Annotated in this window: 17 protein-coding genes and 1 pseudogene; 7 read left to right on the top strand and 11 right to left on the bottom strand. The window is 71.6% G+C overall.

What is annotated here, in order from left to right:
• Window positions 1-86: 86 nt before the first annotated feature.
• Genes F4559_RS06200 through F4559_RS06190 form a run of 3 tightly spaced genes read right to left on the bottom strand, consistent with a single transcriptional unit; the run spans window position 87 to window position 2264 of the window.
• Window positions 87-761, bottom strand: coding sequence for a uracil-DNA glycosylase (locus tag F4559_RS06200; protein ID WP_312865485.1), 675 nt, complete (start codon window positions 759-761; stop codon window positions 87-89).
• 53 nt (window positions 762-814) lie between these two features.
• On the bottom strand, window positions 815-1273 hold the full coding sequence (locus F4559_RS06195; RefSeq protein WP_312865484.1) for a GNAT family N-acetyltransferase: 459 nt from the start codon (window positions 1271-1273) through the stop codon (window positions 815-817).
• 25 nt (window positions 1274-1298) lie between these two features.
• Entirely contained in the window at window positions 1299-2264 is a 966-nt protein-coding gene (locus F4559_RS06190) for a thiamine-phosphate kinase (protein WP_312865483.1), read from the bottom strand.
• A 97-nt stretch (window positions 2265-2361) separates the two neighbouring features.
• Between F4559_RS06190 and F4559_RS34300 the strand changes: the two genes are divergently transcribed.
• Entirely contained in the window at window positions 2362-2595 is a 234-nt protein-coding gene (locus tag F4559_RS34300) for an Lrp/AsnC family transcriptional regulator (RefSeq protein WP_184666624.1), read from the top strand.
• 20 nt (window positions 2596-2615) lie between these two features.
• A complete protein-coding gene (locus F4559_RS06180) occupies window positions 2616-3191 on the top strand; it encodes a DUF3515 domain-containing protein (RefSeq protein ID WP_184666623.1) in 576 nt (191 codons plus the stop codon).
• Between the two features lie 2 nt (window positions 3192-3193).
• Here F4559_RS06180 and F4559_RS06175 read toward each other — a convergent pair whose 3' ends face one another.
• Window positions 3194-4261: a D-alanine--D-alanine ligase family protein gene (locus F4559_RS06175; protein WP_184666622.1), complete on the bottom strand. Its 1068-nt coding sequence runs from the start codon at window positions 4259-4261 to the stop codon at window positions 3194-3196.
• Between the two features lie 10 nt (window positions 4262-4271).
• Window positions 4272-5666: a MocR-like pyridoxine biosynthesis transcription factor PdxR gene (pdxR, locus tag F4559_RS06170; protein ID WP_246445093.1), complete on the bottom strand. Its 1395-nt coding sequence runs from the start codon at window positions 5664-5666 to the stop codon at window positions 4272-4274.
• A 67-nt stretch (window positions 5667-5733) separates the two neighbouring features.
• On the opposite strand from pdxR, the gene F4559_RS06165 reads away from it, so the two are divergent.
• Window positions 5734-6381, top strand: coding sequence for a pyridoxamine 5'-phosphate oxidase family protein (locus F4559_RS06165; protein ID WP_184666620.1), 648 nt, complete (start codon window positions 5734-5736; stop codon window positions 6379-6381).
• 80 nt (window positions 6382-6461) lie between these two features.
• On the opposite strand, the gene F4559_RS06160 is transcribed toward F4559_RS06165, so the two are convergent.
• The 4 genes from F4559_RS06160 to F4559_RS06145 all read right to left on the bottom strand — a co-directional run bounded on the left by F4559_RS06160 (window position 6462) and on the right by F4559_RS06145 (window position 9995).
• The gene (locus F4559_RS06160) at window positions 6462-6926 is read right to left on the bottom strand and encodes a cysteine dioxygenase (protein ID WP_184666619.1); all 465 of its coding nucleotides are present in this window, start codon (window positions 6924-6926) and stop codon (window positions 6462-6464) included.
• A gap of 226 nt (window positions 6927-7152) precedes the next feature.
• Window positions 7153-8217: a cystathionine gamma-lyase gene (locus tag F4559_RS06155; RefSeq protein ID WP_184666618.1), complete on the bottom strand. Its 1065-nt coding sequence runs from the start codon at window positions 8215-8217 to the stop codon at window positions 7153-7155.
• A 65-nt stretch (window positions 8218-8282) separates the two neighbouring features.
• Window positions 8283-9269 carry an NAD(P)H-dependent glycerol-3-phosphate dehydrogenase gene (locus F4559_RS06150; RefSeq protein ID WP_184675489.1) on the bottom strand — a complete coding sequence of 329 codons (987 nt, stop codon included), beginning with the start codon at window positions 9267-9269 and terminating at the stop codon, window positions 8283-8285.
• A 21-nt stretch (window positions 9270-9290) separates the two neighbouring features.
• Window positions 9291-9995 carry a lysophospholipid acyltransferase family protein gene (locus F4559_RS06145; protein WP_184666617.1) on the bottom strand — a complete coding sequence of 235 codons (705 nt, stop codon included), beginning with the start codon at window positions 9993-9995 and terminating at the stop codon, window positions 9291-9293.
• An 84-nt stretch (window positions 9996-10079) separates the two neighbouring features.
• Between F4559_RS06145 and cofC the strand changes: the two genes are divergently transcribed.
• Window positions 10080-10691: a 2-phospho-L-lactate guanylyltransferase gene (gene cofC / locus F4559_RS06140; protein ID WP_376774624.1), complete on the top strand. Its 612-nt coding sequence runs from the start codon at window positions 10080-10082 to the stop codon at window positions 10689-10691.
• A gap of 341 nt (window positions 10692-11032) precedes the next feature.
• Here cofC and F4559_RS06135 read toward each other — a convergent pair.
• Window positions 11033-12054: pseudogene (locus F4559_RS06135) on the bottom strand (IS5 family transposase).
• Between the two features lie 66 nt (window positions 12055-12120).
• On the bottom strand, window positions 12121-13677 hold the full coding sequence (locus F4559_RS06130) for an LVIVD repeat-containing protein (RefSeq protein ID WP_184666616.1): 1557 nt from the start codon (window positions 13675-13677) through the stop codon (window positions 12121-12123).
• A 108-nt stretch (window positions 13678-13785) separates the two neighbouring features.
• On the opposite strand from F4559_RS06130, the gene F4559_RS06125 reads away from it, so the two are divergent.
• The 3 genes from F4559_RS06125 to F4559_RS06115 all read left to right on the top strand — a co-directional run bounded on the left by F4559_RS06125 (window position 13786) and on the right by F4559_RS06115 (window position 17494).
• A complete protein-coding gene (locus F4559_RS06125; protein WP_184676547.1) occupies window positions 13786-13980 on the top strand; it encodes a hypothetical protein in 195 nt (64 codons plus the stop codon).
• Between the two features lie 545 nt (window positions 13981-14525).
• Window positions 14526-16661, top strand: a complete 2136-nt coding sequence (locus tag F4559_RS06120) for an RNA degradosome polyphosphate kinase (protein WP_184675485.1) — start codon at window positions 14526-14528, stop codon at window positions 16659-16661.
• Window positions 16658-17494 (top strand): NUDIX hydrolase, encoded by an 837-nt coding sequence (locus F4559_RS06115; protein WP_184666615.1) that lies wholly within the window; start codon window positions 16658-16660, stop codon window positions 17492-17494. The genes F4559_RS06120 and F4559_RS06115 overlap by 4 nt, the downstream gene beginning before the upstream one ends.
• Window positions 17495-17842: the final 348 nt, after the last annotated feature.

Genomic DNA, 17842 nt, shown 5'->3' with positions numbered 1-17842 from the left:
GGATTCCCGACACGGCCGGACCTACGCGATCATCACTCCAAAGTGGACGATTCCCGCCGGGCGGGTTCAGCGGCGACGACCGCGCGTCACGGCAGCTTCCAGTCGATGGGCTCGGCACCCTGCTCGACCAGCAGCGCGTTGGCCCGGCTGAACGGCCGCGAGCCGAAGAAGCCGCCGTCGGCGGACATCGGGCTCGGGTGCGCCGACTCGACGCACGGGTACGGCGCGAGCAGCGGCTTGAGGTTGCGGGCGTTGCGGCCCCACAGGATCGCGACCAGCGGCACGTCGCGGGCCGCCAGGGCCTTGATCGCCTGCTCGGTGATCGGCTCCCAGCCCTTGCCCTGGTGCGCGTTCGACTTGCCCGGCCGCACGGTGAGAGCGCGGTTGAGCAGCAGCACGCCCTGCTCGGTCCACGGCGTCAGGTCGCCGTTGGCGGGCTTCGGGTGGCCCAGGTCCTCCTGGTACTCCCGGTAGATGTTGTTGAGGCTCTTGGGGATCGGCTTGGTCTCCGGCGAGACGGAGAAGCTCAGACCGACCGCGTGCCCCGGCGTCGGGTACGGGTCCTGGCCGACGATCAGCGCGCGCACCTCGTGGAAGGGCTGCTGGAACGCGCGCAGCACGTTCTCGCCGGCGGGCAGGTAGGTGTGCCCGGCCGCGACCTCCTCCCGGAGGAATTCGCCCATGCGGGCGATCTGGTCGGCCACCGGCGCGAGGGCCTCGGCCCAGCCTGCTTCCATGATTTCTTCCAGCGGACGTGCCACGGGCGTGGACTTTATCTCACCCGTTCGGCTCGTTCCGATGCGGTCCGTGTGCGCTAAAGGACCTTGGCGAAGTAGTGCGCGCCGGGCTCGTCCTTGTAGTGGCCGAAGCCCGCCATGGGCGTGTAGCCGCTGGACTCGTACAGCGCGATGGCCTCGGGCTGCCTGTCCCCGGTCTCCAGCACGAGCCGGGTGCGCCCGGCGTCGCGGGCGGCCTGTTCGAGGGCGGCGAGCAGCAGCCGCGCGTAGCCCTTGCCGCGCGCGGAGTCCACGACGTACATGCGCTTGATCTCCGCGTCGCCGGCCAGCAGCGGCGGCCGGGCCTCCTCACGGGCACGCCACCCGCCGCACGCGACCGGCACGCCGTCGACGTAGCCGACCAGGAAGTGCCCGGCGGGCGCGGCGAACTGCGCCGGGTCGACCACGGTCGCGTCGGCCTCGCCGTAGCGCACGACGAACAACTGCTGGAGTTCGGCGATCAACTTCACCGAGTCCGGATGGTCATACGGCCGCACGCATGGTTCCACGCGGGCAGCCTACCTAGCGCCAGTGCTCCCAACCAGGAGGTTTCTCGTACGCGCGGCCGTCGACCGTCACACCCGAGCCGTGCCGGACCGTGCCGATCGTCCGCCAGCCCTCGGGCACCGCACGCGGGTCCGGGAACGTCGCGGCGAGCGCGTGGTCCTCGCCGCCGGTCAGCACCCAGTGCCGGGCGTCGGCGCCGAGCGCGGACGCCACGTCGACGAGTCGCGTGTGCACCTCCAGCAGCTCGGTGCGGACGTCGATGCCGATGCCCGACTCCTCGGCGATGTGCCCGAGATCGGCGAGCAGCCCGTCCGACACGTCGATCATGGCCGTGGCGCCGGCTTCGGCAGCCCGGATTCCCGCCTCGTACGGGGGTTCGGGGTTCCGCTGCGCGTTGACGACCGCGACGGGTGAGCGGAAACCGCGGCCCAGCACGGCCAGACCAGCCGCCGCCCAGCCGAGTCGGCCGCACACCGCGACCACGTCGCCCACCTGCGCGCCGGACCGCGTCACGGGTTCGAAGCCGCCGAGGTCGCCCAGCGCCGTCACGGAGATCACCAGCGTGGCCGAGCTGACCAGGTCGCCGCCGACCACGCCCGCGCCCGCCGCAGCGGCCTCCTGCCACAGGCCCGCGGTGATCCCCTCGATCACCGAGGTCGGCGTGTCCGCCGGGCACGCGAGCCCGATCAGCAACGCCGTCGGCATGGCGCCCATCGCGGCCACGTCGGCCAGGTTCACCGCCGCCGCCTTGCGCCCGACCTGCTCCGGGGACGACCAGTCGAGTCTGAAGTGGACACCCTCGACGAGGACGTCGGTGCACGCGACGACGCGGCCGTCCGGCGCGGCGACCACCGCCGCGTCGTCACCCGGCCCGAGCAGGGTGGAGGGCGGCTGCGTCCGACCGGACGTGACGCGGCGGATGAGACCGAACTCACCCACGTCGGCGACCGTGTCCGCAGTGCGCGGCGGGTCCGGACGCACAGTTGCCTCCCGTTCTGAGCATTCGGAACCCCGACTGGGGTACGTTGCTGAACACGTTCCTACCCCGACCTGTTCTGTAGCGACGAAGGGGCACGCCGTGGTCCACGCATACATCCTCATCCAGACCGAGGTCGGAAAGGCTGCCGCCGTCGCCGGCCAGATCTCCGGCATCCCCGGTGTCGCCACCGCGGAGGACGTCACCGGTCCTTATGACGTCATCGTGCGCGCCGAAGCCGAGACCGTCGACCAGCTCGGCCAGTTGGTCGTCGCGCGCATCCAGAACGTGGAAGGCATCACCCGAACACTGACCTGCCCTGTGGTGCACCTGTAGGTCCGTGCTGTCATAACCGCGTGGCACCGGAACCGGAACGCACCTCGCTGCTCCCCCGCCCCCTGCTCGCCGTCGCCATCGGCCTGCCGGCGCTGCTCGCGGCAGGCGTCGCGGCGGCGGGCCTGTTCCTGGGCACCGGCAGCGAGACCCCGGGCGGTCCGACGACCGTGCCGACCGGGCCGCTCGCGCTGGTGCCGGTGCCCGCGCCGAAGGCGGCGTCGCCGGAGTGCGCCGGGCTGCTGGCGAAACTACCCATGCAGCTGCTGTCCTCCGGCGTGACGCTGCCCCGCCGCGAACTCGCCGCGCCCGCGCCCGAAGGGGCCCTGGCGTGGAGCGACTCCACGCACTCGCCGCTCGTGCTGCGGTGCGGCCTCGACCGGCCGGCCGACCTGGAACCCACGTCACAACTCCGGATCATCTCCGACGTCCAGTGGCTGGAGGTGGCCGACGGTCCGAACGCGACCTGGTACGTCGTCGACCGTCCGGTGTACGTGGCGCTGACCGTGCCCTCCGACGCCGGCACGGGGCCGTTGCAGGACGTCTCGACGACCATTCGCGACACCCTGCCCAAGACGCCGGTGGACACCCGGGGCTGACCTCAGCGCAGGCCCGTTCCCCGTGCCGCGGCCGTCTCGATCAGGATCGTCAGCAGTTCCTTGAACTCGACGCCGGTGTGCGCCCACATCCGCGGGTACATCGAGATGGGCGTGAAGCCGGGCATCGTGTTGACCTCGTTGAGGACCAGTTCGTCGTACTCGGTGACGAAGAAGTCCACCCGGGCCAGGCCCTGGCAGTCCAGCGCGCGGAACGCCTCGACGGCCTGCTCGCGCAGCCGCGCGGTGACGTCCGGGTCGAGCCGGGCCGGGATGTCGAACTCGCACACGTCGTCGAGGTACTTGGCGTCGAAGTCGTACCAGTCGACCGTGCCCCCGACGATGCGCAGTTCGGCGGGCAGCGACGCCTCGACCCGGCCGTCGGGGAACTCCAGCACGCCGCACTCGACCTCGCGGCCGACCGTCGCGGCCTCGATGATCACCTTCGGGTCGGTCTTGCGCGCCAGCGCGATCGCGCTGTCCAGGTGCGCCCAGTCGACGACCTTCGAGATGCCCACCGACGACCCGGCGCGCGCGGGCTTGACGAAGACCGGCAGACCCAGCTCGTCGCGCTGCTCGGACGTCAAGGTCTCCTGGTCGCGGCGCAGCACGACGAAGCGCCCCACCTCCAGGCCCGCGCCGCGCAGCAGGCGCTTGGTGAACTCCTTGTCCATGGACACGGCCGACGCCAGCACGCCCGGTCCGACGTAGGGCAGGTCGGCGAGTTCGAGCAGGCCCTGGATCGTGCCGTCCTCGCCCCACGCGCCGTGCAGCAGCGGGAAGACCACGTCCACGTCCGCGAGCGCGACGCCGGGCTGCACGGGCGTCAACGCGCCGCCGGACGCCGGCACCAGGCTCTTCACGGACGGGAGTTCCCGGTCGCGCTGCTCCAGGGCCTTGGTGTCGTCGGCGCCGATCACCCACATGCCCTCGGGCGAGATGCCCACCGGCACGACCTCGAACCGCGTGCGGTCCAGGTGCGGCAGGACGCTGCCGGCGGACAGGCACGAGACGGTGTGCTCGGTGCTGCGCCCGCCGAACACCACGGCGACCTTGGTCTTGCGCTCAGTCATAGGCGGGACCCTACCCGGATGGCTTAACGTCCCGGAGGAGTCGGACCACCACGGGTAGCGCGGTGACCAGTTGCTCACGGGAGCACGCGCCGTAGCCGATCAGGACGCCGTGCACGCGCGGGCGGCCGACGTGGTGCCTGGCCAGGCCGTCCAGGCGCAGACCGTGCCGGTCCGCGGTGGCCAGGACGTCACGCTCGGCAGCCGCCGAGGACAGCGGCACGACCACGTGCGCGCCGGCGTCGTCACCCAGCACGGCGACCCCCGCCTCGGCGAGCGCGTCGGAAACGAGTGCACGGCGTTCGGACATCTCGCGGCGCAGCCGGCGCAGGTGGCGGCCCAGGTCGCCGGAGCGGGCCAGTTCGACGAGCACGCGCTGGCCGGCGGCCGACGGGCTCGTGCCCGTGCGGTCGCGGTGGGCCAGGACCTCGGCGGCGACGCGTTCGGGCGCGACCATCCAGCCCGCGCCGAGCGTCGGCGTGAGGATCTTGGACGTGGTGCCCAGGTGCACGACGACGTCCGGGGCCAGGGCGACGAGCAGGGGCAGCGGGGCGACGTCGTAGCGCAGTTCGCCGTCGTAGTCGTCCTCGACGACGAGCCAGCCCTCGCGGCGGGCGCGTTCCACGAGGGCGACGCGGCGCGCGGCGGACATCCGGCCGCCCATCGGGTACTGGTGCGCGGGCGAGCAGTAGACGCCGCGCACGCCCGCCGGCACGCCGTCGACGAGCATGCCCTCCTCGTCGACCGGTGCCTGGACCACGCGCACGCCCGCGGACCGCAGCGCCCACACCGCGCGCTGGTAGCCGGGTTCCTCGACCGCGATCACGTCGCCGGGGCGCAGCACGGCGGCGGCCAGTTCGACGAGCGCGGCCGTCGTGCCGCCCGTGGCCAGGACGAGTTCGGCGCTCAGCCCGCCGCGCACGGCCAGGCCGCGGTGCCGCAGGAGGTGCTCGGCGACGACCTCGCGGTACTCGGGCAGACCGCCGCGCCGGGGGCGGAACAGGGGCAGGGTGTCGGCGGCGGCACGCCACGCGCGGCGCCACGCGGCCCGGTCGAGGCCCTCGGCCCAGGGCGCGCCGGGCGCGAGGTCGACCTGGGTGTCGGGGTGTTCGGCGGTGGCGTGCCGGGCAGGGGCGCGCAGGGCGTCGGGCGGGGTGGTCGTGACGTAGGTTCCGGAGCCGTGGCGGCCGGCGATCCAGCCTTCGGCGTGGAGCTGCTCGTAGGCGGCGGCCGTGACGGTGCGGCTGACGCCGAGCTGGCCGGCCAGCGCGCGGGTGGACGGGAGGCGGTCGCCGCTGCGCAGGCGTCCGTCGGTGGCGGCGGCGCGCACGGCGTCCGCGAGCTGGACCGCGAGCGGTTCGGACGAGTTCCGGTCGACGGTGACCGGCAGGGTGGCCTCGCTGGGCAAAGTGGCCTCCTGAAATCGCCTTGAAATGGTCCTTGTCGAAGGCCACTTTACCGCGCAGGGTGAAGGCATGACGCTCTCACCGACGCCGCGCAGCACGGTAGCCCGGGGCAAGAAGCGGGCCGTGACCTCCCGTGCCGCGCTGTACGACGTGCTCGACGCCGGACTCGTGTGCCACCTGGCCGTGGTGGTCGACGGCGCGCCCGTCGTGCTGCCGACCGGCTACGGGCGTGACGGGGACACGCTGTACCTGCACGGGTCGACGGGCGCGCGGACGATGCGCGAAGCGTCCTCGGGCATGCCGGTGTGCGTGTCCGTGACGTTGGTCGACGGCGTGGTCTACGCGCGTTCGGCGTTCTCGCACTCGATGAACTACCGGTCGGCGGTCGTGCACGGGGTCGCGGAACGGATCACCGACCCGGCGCGGGCCGAGCACGGGTTGCGCGTGCTGACCGACCACCTCGCACCGGGCTCGTGGGACTACTCGCGGCGGCCCACGCCGAAGGAGCTGGCCGCGACCGCCGTCCTGGCCCTGGACCTGACCGAGGCGTCGGTCAAGATCCGCACCGGCCCGCCCGGCGACGAACCGGCGGACGTCGCGGAGAACTCGCGGTGGGCCGGTGTCCTGCCCCTGCACCGCTCGTGGGGCACGCCCGAATCCGACCCCACCCTGGTCGGCCCGTGGGAGATCCCGCCCCACGTCACCCACCGCACCTGACCACGCGCGAGTTATGCGTTCGGACACCGCGAAATGTGCATTGCACATTTCGCGGTGTCCGAACGCATAACTCGCGGGGCTTAGGACGGGGTGGGGCCGGTGAGCGGGTCGAAGTGGTACGGGCGCAGGGTGCGGGTGCCGTCGCGGTAGACGTGGATCGTCACGGCGGGATCGGGACCCTCGTTGCGGACCTGGTGGACGTACGACGGGCCGAACACCCGGGACTGGCCGGCGGTCAGGTGGTGCAGCACCTGGTGCCGACCCGACGCGACCACCTCCGTCAGGGCGCCGTTCACGACGGTGAACGCACCGTTGGCCGGTCCGTGGTCGTGCAGGTCGGTGTGCTGGCCCGGCAGCCAGCTCAGCAGCCAGACCTCGTGGTCGTCGGTCCGCTCGACCAGCGCGGAGAAGCGGGTCTCGGGGTCGTAGCGGAGCAGGTGTGCCCAGCGCTCACGCCGTGCCGCCACGTCGAGCGCGATCCGCACGGGGTGCAGGGCGGCACGCGTCTGGGGCAGGGCGATCGTGTTCTCCGGAACGGCGAACATGGTTCCTTCTCGGGATCTTCGTGATGCGAATGAGTGCGGACGTGCTCACACGCCCGCCGGACGCAGGACGATCACCGAGGAAGACAGAGCGCGCTGGACATCCGGCCGAGGTCGATGTGACCCCGCCGGTCCGTCATCGCGCGGAAGGACATGGCCGAAGGGTGGCAGCACCCCGACGACCACCGCAAGGGCGTCCCAGGAATTGGGACACGCCGCCCGTGATCAGCTACAACGCCCCCAGCACGTCCCTGACCAGGTCGGCGGTGTCCTCACACCCGGCGGACAGTCGGACCAGCCCTTCGGGCACCGGATCGCCCCACTGCGCGCGCCGGTCCACGCTTGTGTGCAGGCCGCCGAAACTCGTGCTCGCCGCGATCAGCCGCGACCGTCCCAGGAACCGGGCCACGGCGTCGGCGTCGGCGAGTTCGAACGTCAGCACGCCCCCGAACCGCCGCATCTGCCGCACGGCCACCGCGTGCGCCGGGTCCTCCACCGCGCCCGGCCACCGCAGCCCCGACACGGCCGGGTGCGTCTTCAACACGTCGTAGAGCGCGGCGGCGTTCGCGGCCTGGCGCGACAGCCTCAGGTCCAACGTCCCCAGCCCGCGATGCGCCAACCACGCCTCGAACGGTCCGGGGACGGCGCCGTTGAGCGTCCGCGCGGCACGCACCCGCGCGGCCAGGTCGGTGTCCGAAGTGGACACGTGGCCGAGCAGCACGTCGCTGTGCCCGGCGACCGCCTTCGTGTCGCTGCACAGCACCACGTCCGCGCCCAGCCGCAGCGGCTGCTGCCCCAGCGGCGTGGCGGTCGTGTTGTCCACGGCCACGAGCGCGCCCGCCGCGTGCGCGGCCTCGCACACCGCCGTGATGTCGCACACGTCGAGCCCGGGGTTGGCGGGCGTCTCCAGCAGCACGAGCCGCACGCCGTCGAACGACGGGTACGGCCCGGCGGTCGGCACCTCCACCACGGACACCGGCAGTTCCGCCACGAACGTCCGCACCAGGAAGTACCCGTCGGACGGCAGGACCACCGTGTCACCGGGCGACAGCACCACGCGCAGGAACGTCGTGATCGCGGCCATCCCCGACGGGAACAGCACGGTCTCGCCGCCTTCGAGCCCGCCGAGCGCGTCCTCCAGCGCACGCCACGTCGGGTTGTGCGCCCGGCCGTACGTGTCGTCGCCGCCCAGGTGGTACGGCGCGGCGAACACCGGTCCGGGCAGGAACGGCTGCCCCGCCGCGGCCGGCACCGAGTGCACGACCCGCGTCCCGTCACCCCACGCTTCAGCCATCACCACTCCCGACCAGTCCACCCGCCACCCTCGGGCAACCACACCCCGACGACCGCACCTCTTGCCTACTGCCGTTCGGACTTGCGCTCCCGCCCCAGGAGGGCGGCCGTGAGCACGCGCGGGTCCAGCCCTTCGTGGCACACCTGGCGCACGCCGTCGGTGATCGGCATGTCGACACCGTTGCGCGCGGCCAGCTCCCCGATCGAGCGGCACGACTTCACGCCCTCGGCGACCTGCCCGTGCGCGGCCTCCTGCGCCTGCGCCAGGGTCTCGCCACGCCCGAGGCGTTCACCGAAGGTCCGGTTGCGGGACAACGGCGACGCGCAGGTGGCCACCAGGTCGCCCAGTCCGGCGAGCCCGGCGAACGTCAACGGGTCCGCGCCCAGCGCCGCGCCCAGGCGTGCGGTCTCGGCGAGGCCGCGCGTGATGATCGACGCCATCGTGTTGTCGCCGAACCCGAGGCCGGCCGCCATGCCGCACGCGAGCGCGATGACGTTCTTGCACGCGCCGCCCAGTTCGCAGCCGACCACGTCCACATTGGTGTACGGCCGGAAGTACGCGTTGGAGCACGCGCGCTGGAGTTCGACGGCGCGGTCGTGGTCGGCGCACGCGATGACCGTCGCGGTGGGCTGTTCGGCGGCGATCTCCTTGGCCAGGTTCGGGCCGGTGACGACCGCGACGCGGTCCTCGGGCACGTCGGCGACCTCGCGGATCACCTCGCTCATCCGCTTGAGCGTGCCCAGTTCGACGCCCTTGGCGAGGCTGACCAGCGTGGCGTCGGGCGGCAGCAGGTCCCGCCACCCGGCGAGGTTCGCGCGCAACGTCTGGCTGGGCACGCCCAGCACCACGGCCCGCGCGCCGGCCAGGGCCTTCTCCGCGTCGGTGGTGGCGACGAGGTTGGCGGGCAGCACCACGTCGGGCAGGTAGTCGGGGTTGACGCGACGTGCCGAGATCGCGTCGGCCACTTCGGACCGGCGGGCCCACAGGACGGTGTCCGTGCCCGCGTCGGCGAGCACCTTGGCGAACGCGGTGCCCCACGAACCGGCACCCATGACCGCGACCCTGGTCACGCGTCAGTCCTTCTTGCCGGCGTGGAAACCCTCGGGCGCGGGCTCGTCGCGGATGTCCGCGAGCAGGTCCTTGACCTCGGTCATCAGCAGGTCCGTGACCTCGCGCAAGAGAGCCAGGTTGCGTGGCCGGTCGCGGTAGGCGGACAGGTCGACCGGTTCCCCGACCTTCGTGACGACCGTCTTGCGCGGAAACGGCCGGAACCGCTTGCGGTAGTGGTCGTAGAGGTCGCGGGTGCCCCAGCGGGCGGCCGGGATCACGGGCACGTCGTGGTCGAGCGCGAGCCGTGCCACGCCGGTGCGCGACGCCATCGGCCAGCCGTCGGGGTCGCGGGTGATCGTGCCCTCGGGGTAGATGACCACGACCAGGCCCTGTTCCAGTGCCTCGTGCGCGGCCCGCAGGCTCTGCTGGGCGTCGGCCGTGCCCCGGTAGACCGGGATCTGCTTCGCACCCTTGATGACCGTGCCGAGGACCGGCACCTTCCACAGGCTGTGCTTGGCGAGGAAACGCGGCACGCGACCGTGCTTGTGGACGAACACGGCGTCGTAGACCGGGTCGAGGTGCGACACGTGGTTGAGCACGATGAGCGCTCCCCCGGTCCTGGGGATGTTCTCGACGCCCGTTCCGCGTCGACGCGCCATCAGCGCGGTCGCCGGGTGGAAGACCGCCGCGGCGACCCCCACCCAGAAGCCGCCCTTCTCCTTCGCCACGTGCTCTCCCTACTCGTCGTGGACCTGGAAGTCTTCCCCGGAGCACCCGGCCAGGTCCAGCCGGCATCGGGGAGTATGGGTCAAGTGCGCACCGACGTGGACCTGGTGGTCCCGGTCAAGAGCCTGAGCCGGGCGAAGTCGCGGCTGGTCGGGGTCACGGACGACCGTCCGGCCCTGGCGTTGGCGTTCGCCCTGGACACGATCGCCGCCGCCGTGCGGGTGGTCCGCAGCGTGACCGCGATCACCGACGACCCGGCGGTGGCCGCCGCCCTGGCCGACCTGGGCGTGGGATCGATCCCCGGCCCCGAGGGCCTGAACGAGGCGTTGACGTTCGGCGCGACCCTGCTGAGGTCACGCGACCCCCACTCCGTAGTAGGCGCACTGCAGGCGGATCTCCCCGCCCTACGACCGACCGAACTGGCGGCGGCACTGACGGCGGCACACGACGCACGCGCGTTCTGCCCGGACCGCCAAGGCACCGGCACGACCCTGCTCCTGTCCGCACCGGGAAAACCTTTGAACCCGTCCTTCGGCCCAGGATCGGCAAGAGCGCACGAATCCTCGGGCGCCCACCGCCTGACCGGCCCCTGGCCCTCGTTGCGCCACGACGTGGACACAGCGGACGACCTGGACGTCACCGCGACCCTGGGCCTGGGCGAACGAACAACAGCAGCCCTGACCCCGGTCTGCGGCTGACGCGACCACAGGATGACGACACCCACCACACACCGGCACCCAACCCCGAACGCAGGCCGCCCACCTTTCGGCGTCCCAACGCAAGCCCCACGATCCCCACCGCACGACCACACAGCACCCGACCGCACACCCCACGGTCCCGAACACACAACTCGCAGTGTCCGAGTGCACAACTCGCGGTGTCTGAACGCATAACTCGCGCGGTGGGTCACCCGGAAGGAGGTGTCCGAGTGCGTATTTCAGGGTGTCCGAGTGGAGGACTCGCGCAGAAAGAGGCCCCGGTGCGAGAGAGCGCACCGGGGCCCGACGAAGAGAGCACTAGGAGCTGTTTGGGGTTGGGATCATGTGGTTGGGGTAAGGGTCTTCAACCACACGATGGCTCCTCGTAGATGCAGTCCGGCCTCGTAGCTTTGTGGTGTCTTGTCGTAGCGGGTGGCCAGTCCGCGCCATGTCTTGATCTTCTGGAAGAGGCGTTCGACGGTGTTGCGCCGCCGGTAGCGCACGGGATCGAAGGACACAGGCCGCCCGCCGGCGGAGCCCTTGTTCCTGCGGTTGGCCCGCTGGTCGGTCTTCTCCGGGATCACAGCCGTGATCCGGCGGCGGCGTAGGTAGGCCCGGTTGGCTTTGGAGGAGTACGCCTTGTCCGCGGCCACCGCGTCCGGACGGGTGCGCGGCCTTCCGACCGGGCCGGGAACCCGGATCCGGTCCAGCACCGTCCGGAATTGCGGGCTGTCCCCGGCCTGGCCAGGGGTGAGCACGAACGCCAACGGCAGCCCGGCGGCGTCGACCGCGGTGTGGACCTTGCTGCTCAGCCCGCCCCGGGACCGGCCGAGCCCGGCCGCCGCAGCCCGCGCCTTCCGACGGCGCCTACGGGCGGCACGGTCCCGACCGGCAGATGTGCCCGCGTCGGTCGTGTCCGGCGCGGACCGCGACGCACCACCCGCAGCACGCTCCGCTGGACGGGCAACGGAGCCCCTTTTTCCCCGGTCAACGCCTGTTCCAGCGCGTCAAGGGTCTCCCCGGTCACCGCGAGTCCGGCCGATTCGTGGTGTGCCCGCACGATCGTGGAGTCCACGCTCACCAGTTCCAGGTCGACCTGTCCGCGGGAGGCGGCCTCGGCGATCAGCGCCTCCATCAGCGTCTGGAACACTCCGGTCTTCGCCCAGGTGTTGAACCGGGAGTAGACGGTGGACCAGGGACCGTACCGTTCGGGCACGTCACGCCAGCCTGACCCGGTGCGGAACCGCCACAGGATCCCGTTGAACTGCTCCCGCACCCGACGTGGCAACGGCCCGGTGGCCGCCACCGGCATATGCGGCTCGATCAACGCCCACTCGGCATCGGTCAGATCAAAACGCGCCACATCCGTGTTCTACCAGCCCAACCAGCACACCACCGGGCCCACCTAGATCCGAACTTCAAACAGCTCCTAGCAGCAGGCAGACCCGTCACCGCAGCCACGCCCGACCAGCATCGGGCAGGCGATCCCGTACTGGGGATCCGGCGCGAGCGGCAAGCGCTTGCGCGGCCCCTCGGTGCTGTGGATGGACTCCGTGACAGCCGACGTGGTCAGCTGCACGTTGGTGTGCGTCTCCTGCGCGTCGTAAGCCCCCTTGGTCAGCTTCACGATCTCGACCCCACGCGCGTAGTCCGCCACGTACACGCGGTCACGGTGGAAGTACGGCGCCCACGACACCGCACCGTCCGGCCGCCAGTAGGCGATCTGGATGGGCTTGGCCGGGTCGCTGATGTCCAGGAACCGGGTGCCCTGCTCGTACCAGGAGTACGCGACGATCCGGTTCTTCAGGTCGAAGTAGTGCGCCGAGCAGAACGCGTCCGGACCGGGGATGGTGCCCTCCTGGTCGTCCGGACTCCAGATGCCCACCGTCTTCAGGGTGAACGGCTTGTCCGGCGTCGCCCGCCACGACTCGCCGTCGGTCGAGCCCTGGAGCGAGGAGATGACGAACCGCCCCTGGTCCTTGCACGTGGGCGACCCGTACGCCTCCTCGGTGTGCAGCAGCAGGCTGCCCGCCGGGTTCTCGCGCGTCGGCCGCGGACCGTCCTTCAAGGTGCGCCCGGTCGGTCGGAGCGCGTTGTGCGAGAACGACGTCGGCATGTCCAGTTTCGGCGCCGCGCCGCCCGCGTACGCGACCGGGTCGGTCGGCGTGGCCTTCCGGTGCTTGCCGGTCAACGGGTCTCGGTGCCATCCGCGCGTCCAGTAGCCGCGCGTGCCGCCGGTCCCGGTCACCCACGCGACGCCCTCCGAGTCCACCTGGACGTCGTGGGTCATGTGGGTCTCGCCCTGGTTGCGGTTGAGGTCCACGTACGTGGGCGAGGTCTTCGGGTTGCGAGGGTCCCGGATGTCGGTCACGAACACCTTGCCGGAGCGGCGGTAGGTGTCGGGGTCGGTCGACGGGGTGCCGTCGTACCCGGTGGTCCACAGGTACTGGCAGTCGTTGACGCACGTGGTGATGTGGCCGGTGCCCATGCTCGCGAAGCTGAGCAGTTCCAGGTTCGCCGGGTTCTCGGCCGAGATGATGTAGACGCCGGTGGGACGTTCGCCGCCGGGCTGACGGCCGAACGCGTTGCGCTCACGGGCGAGGAAGACGAGCTTGCGCACCGGGTCGACGGTGACGTCCTCGTTCTCCCAGAACCGCTGTTCGGGGTCGTCACCGGGTAACGCGATGTCCTTCTTGGTCAGGTGGTCGAGCAGCTTGGGCTGGTCGGGCCTGGTGACGTCGTACGTCTTGAGACCCCACGTGCCGCTGACGAACGCGACATCGCGGTGCCGGTACTCGATGAAGTTGATGGAGATGGCGCCCGCGGTGTCCGGGATCGCCGCGCGCAGCTCGACGTTCTTCGAGGCCGCTTGGAAGTTCGCCTTGGGTGCGGGCGTCACGTCCGGGGTCTCCGGTTGCGCCGCGTTCGCCACGCCTTGGCCGACGAAGGCGAGGACCAGCGCGACCGCCCCTGCAAGCACTCTCATGCCGCTCCTTCCGCTGGATGAGGCCATCGCGCAGCGTCGCAGCGCGATTACGCGCGGCACCACGGCCGATCGGAGGGGTTGACGAGGCGACCACTAGTTTCGACAGGCGTGAGCGAGCAGGCGACGGTGAGTTCCCACCACGCGGACGGTTCGGCGACCGTGTTGCGAGACGACGGCGTACTCGTGGACGTGCCGGCGACGGCCGTCACGGAGGGTGGCTGGCGCTTCCTGCGACCGGGCCAGCGGGTGCTGGTGGTCCGGTCGGCGGACGGCGCGGTAAGGGCGCTGCTCCGGCCCGTGTGACGCGGAGTTCACCGGACCGACCGCGGCGGCCGGCGCGCGGTGGTCGTTTGTGGGGAACAATGCGAAACGTGAGCACGGACAACTCCCCTGAGCAGCCGCGACGACGGACCCGGACCGCCCGTACGACGCGCACCGCGTCGACGGGCTCGGCGACGTCGTCGGCGCCCGCGAGCACAGCCGCGAAGAACACGACCAAGTCCACCGCCGGCACCAAGACCGCGACCAGGTCCGCGAAGCCGAAGGCACCGGCCAAGGCGACGCGGTCGGCCACCGCGAAGTCCTCGACCAGGTCCGGGTCGAGGGCCGCCGCGCCGACGGCCGATTCCCCGTCGGCACCGGCGAAGTCGACCGCCGCGCCGGCGAAGGCGGCCCCGGCGAAGAGCACCTCGACGAGGTCCACGCCGACGAAGTCCACCGCGGCGGGGACCACCACCGCAGGGACCACTACCGCGAAGACCACCCGGACCCGGGCGACCGCGACGGCCGGGACCCCCGCGGCACCGGCCAAGACGGCGACCACGCCACGCCGCCGCCCGCGTCCGGCGGTGCGCCGGGCCGCCGTGGAGCAGCCCGTCCGGGTGTTCCCCAGCTCGCCGCCGGCCGCCACGAGCACGGACTCGCCCGCCGACCTGCCCGACGACCGGTACTTCAACCGCGAGCTGTCCTGGCTGGACTTCAACGCCCGCGTGCTCGCGCTCGCCGAGGACGCGTCGCAGCCGCTGCTGGAACGGGCGAAGTTCCTGGCCATCTTCGCGTCGAACCTGGACGAGTTCTACATGGTCCGCGTCGCCGGTCTGAAGCGCCGCGACGACACCGGGCTCACGGTGCGCAGCGCGGACGGCCTCACGCCGCGCGAGCAGCTCGCCGGGATGACCAAGCGGTCGCGGGAACTCGTGGAGCAGCACGCCCGCGCGTTCCTCGACCACGTGCAGCCGGAGCTGGAGAAGCACGGCATCTCCATCGTCTCGTGGTCGCAGCTCACCGACTTCGAGCGGCTGCGGCTGTCGAACTACTTCAGCGAGCAGGTGTTCCCGGTGCTGACGCCGCTGGCCGTCGACGCCGCGCACCCGTTCCCCTACATCTCCGGCCTGTCGCTCAACCTCGCGGTGACCGTGCGGGACCCCGACGGTTCGGCCGAGCGCTTCGCGCGCATCAAGGTGCCCGACAACGTGCCGCGCCTGGTCCGCGTCGAGTCCGACCGGACGAGTCCGACGGCGACGTTCCTGCCCGTCGAGGAACTCATCGCCGCGCACCTGGGCGAGCTGTTCGCGGGCATGGCGGTCATCGAGTGCCACGCGTTCCGGGTCACCCGCAACGCGGACCTGGAGGTCGAGGAGGACCGCGACGAGGACCTGCTCCAGGCGTTGGAGCGCGAACTCGCCCGCCGCCGCTTCGGCCCGCCCGTGCGCCTGGAGGTGTCCGGGGACATGACCGAGAAGATGCTGGAGCGCCTGCTGCGCGAGATGGAGGTCGACCCGCACGACGTCGTGCAGGTGCCCGGCCTGCTCGACCTCTCGTGCCTGTGGCAGCTCTACAGCGTCGACCGCAAGCAGCTCAAGGACCCGCCCTTCGTCCCCTCGACACACCCGGCGTTCGGCGAGCGCGAGACGCCCAAGAGCATTTTCGCCACGTTGCGCGAGGGCGACGTCCTCGTGCACCACCCGTACGACTCGTTCTCCACGTCCGTGCAGCGGTTCATCGAGCAGGCCGCCGCCGACCCGCGGGTGCTGGCCATCAAGCAGACGCTGTACCGCACGTCCGGCGACTCGCCGATCGTGGACGCGCTGATCGACGCGGCCGAGGCGGGCAAGCAGGTCGTGGCCCTGGTCGAGATCAAGGCGCGGTTCGACGAGCAGGCGAACATCAAGTGGGCGCGTGCGCTGGAAAAGGCGGGCGTGCACGTGGTGTACGGCCTGATGGGGCTCAAGACGCACTGCAAGACGTCGTTGGTCGTGCGGCAGGAGGGGTCGCACATCGCGCGCTACTGCCACATCGGCACGGGCAACTACAACCCCAAGACCGCGCGCCTGTACGAGGACATCGGCATCCTGACCGCCGAGCCGACCATCGGCGCGGACCTCACCGACCTGTTCAACGTCCTCACCGGCTACGCGCGGCAGGACAACTACCGCAGCCTGCTGGTCGCGCCGCACGGCGTGCGGCGTGGCATCGTGGAGCGGATCGAGCGGGAGATCGAGCACGCGCGCGGCGGCGAACGCGCGGGTGTGCGCATCAAGGTGAACTCACTGGTGGACGAGCAGGTCATCGACTCGCTCTACCGGGCTTCGCAGGCGGGCGTGCCCGTGGACGTGGTGGTGCGCGGTGTGTGCGCGTTGAAGCCGGGCATTCCGGGACTTTCGGAGAACATCCACGTGCGCTCGATCCTGGGCCGGTTCCTGGAGCACTCGCGGCTCTTCCACTTCGTCGGCTGCGACGAGTACTGGATCGGCAGCGCGGACATGATGCACCGCAACCTGGACCGCCGGGTCGAGGTGCAGGTCCGGGTCACCGACCCGAAGCTGATCGCGCAGCTCGACGAGGTGCTGGATTCGGCGCTGGAGCCGACCACCCGCTGCTGGGTGCTGGGCGCGGACGGCGAGTGGGAGGCGTCGCCGTCGGACGGTTCGCGCGTGCGCGACCACCAGACCGAACTCCTGCGCAAGCACGACGCGCTCGCATGAGCCGGACCATCCGGGCGGCCGGCGCGGTCGTGTGGCGCGACGGACTCGTCGCCGTCGTCCACCGACCGCGGTACGACGACTGGTCGCTGCCCAAGGGCAAACTCGACCCGGGTGAGACGCTGCCCGGGTGCGCGGTGCGCGAGGTCGCGGAGGAGACGGGTTTCTCGGTGGTGCTGGACCGCTTCCTGGTCCAGGCGGCGTACACCGCGTTCGGCAGGCCGAAGACCGTCGACTACTACGCCGCGACGGTGGTCGGCGGGTCGTTCACGCCCAACGAGGAGGTGGACGAGCTGCGGTGGTTGCCGGTGTCGGAGGCCGCCGACCTGGTCACTCGGCCCGACGACCGGCAGGTGCTGTCGGCGTTCTCGCCCCCTGCCGGGGTCGTCCTGCTGGTGCGGCACGCGAAAGCCGGGAAGCCGGCGGAGTGGACCGGCGACGACGACCTGCGGCCGTTGACCCCGGCGGGCCGGGAACAGGTGGCGGGGCTGCGTTCGCTGCTGCGGCTTTGGGCCCCCGCACGGGTGTTCTCGGCACCGCCGCTCCGGTGCACGGACACCGTGCGGGCACTGGCGGCCGATATCGGGACTTCCCTGGTCGAGGAACCGCTGTTGTCGGAGAACGGGTACTGGGAGTCCCCTACGGCCGGTATGGCCCGATTGCGGGAGATCGCGGCGGCGGGCGGCACCGCGGTGGTGTGCAGCCAGGGGGACGTCATCCCGGACGTGATCGGGCGCCTGCATCCCGGTATCGCGACCCCCTGCAAGAAGGGGAGTACCTGGGTGTTGCCCGTTTCTCCCTCTACTTCGGACCCGCACTACCTGCCGCCGCCGTGAGCCCCCGCCCCTCTCGCGAGCCCTCCACTCGGACACCCTGAAACACGCACTCAGGCACCCCGAAACACGCACTCGGACCGCACGCGTATTCGGTTTCCGAATCGGCATCGCGCCCGGACGGCCCTTCGGAAGTCCGGTGGGACGACCACCCTTCCGCATGAAGGGGTCCGCCGGACGGTCCGGGAAGTTCGTCCGACGGAAGCGGGTCACGGGACCGTTCGGTCCGGACCGCACGCGTGAGCGGTACCGGTCGGGACCGATTTGCCCTGGGGTGCCTCGGACATAGCTAAGGCCCGGTGCGCGTCCGCACCGGGCCTCGAGCTGTGTGGCTGTGTGGTCCTGCCGGCT

Origin of the sequence: Saccharothrix violaceirubra (genome assembly GCF_014203755.1) — a bacterium.
Lineage (GTDB): Bacteria > Actinomycetota > Actinomycetes > Mycobacteriales > Pseudonocardiaceae > Actinosynnema > Actinosynnema violaceirubrum.
The sequence above is the reverse complement of the archived record's forward strand: the minus strand, read 5'-3'. Positions and strand labels throughout refer to the sequence as shown.

Bases quoted from the DNA above. Each gene is read 5' to 3' on its own strand.
- F4559_RS06175 (WP_184666622.1), bottom strand. From the start codon at position 4,261: ATGACTGAGCGCAAGACCAAGGTCGCCGTGGTGTTCGGCGGGCGCAGC.
- F4559_RS06165 (WP_184666620.1), top strand. From the start codon at position 5,734: ATGACGCTCTCACCGACGCCGCGCAGCACGGTAGCCCGGGGCAAGAAG.
- F4559_RS06160 (WP_184666619.1), bottom strand. From the start codon at position 6,926: ATGTTCGCCGTTCCGGAGAACACGATCGCCCTGCCCCAGACGCGTGCC.
- F4559_RS06155 (WP_184666618.1), bottom strand. From the start codon at position 8,217: ATGGCTGAAGCGTGGGGTGACGGGACGCGGGTCGTGCACTCGGTGCCG.
- F4559_RS06150 (WP_184675489.1), bottom strand. From the start codon at position 9,269: ATGGGTGCCGGTTCGTGGGGCACCGCGTTCGCCAAGGTGCTCGCCGAC.
- F4559_RS06130 (WP_184666616.1), bottom strand. From the start codon at position 13,677: ATGAGAGTGCTTGCAGGGGCGGTCGCGCTGGTCCTCGCCTTCGTCGGC.
- F4559_RS06115 (WP_184666615.1), top strand. From the start codon at position 16,658: ATGAGCCGGACCATCCGGGCGGCCGGCGCGGTCGTGTGGCGCGACGGA.